Raw genomic sequence first — 321 nt, forward strand, 5'->3', positions numbered from 1 at the left:
TCCACAGCGACTCCTGCCCATCCATCAGTAGGACGATCGGTTTGTCTGCGCTCGGATTGCGCGCCTGGGCTTGTTCGCCGATCCAATCGAAGATGGTGGTCACTTGCGGGGCCGTGGTGTCGTCGCCATCGCGCTCCAGGGCGGCGCGCATATGCTTGTGACACGGCTTCGGGCGCTTGGTGTCTCGCACGGAAGGGGCCGGCGAGCACAGCGTCTCGAGCACCTCCTCGGGCGTGCGGATCACGGGGTTAATCGTATAGACCGCCCCCAGCAACGCCATCTTTTTCGTCCCCGCACGTGGGCCAGAGGGATGGAGATCCT

The 321-nt window shown here is 64.2% G+C and carries 1 pseudogene; it reads right to left on the bottom strand.

The features are described from left to right. Positions 1-280: pseudogene (locus G3480_RS27560) on the bottom strand (hypothetical protein); the annotation flags it as partial. Positions 281-321: the final 41 nt, after the last annotated feature.

The sequence above is a fragment of the Thiorhodococcus mannitoliphagus genome, assembly GCF_010915725.1.
Taxonomy (GTDB): domain Bacteria; phylum Pseudomonadota; class Gammaproteobacteria; order Chromatiales; family Chromatiaceae; genus Thiorhodococcus; species Thiorhodococcus mannitoliphagus.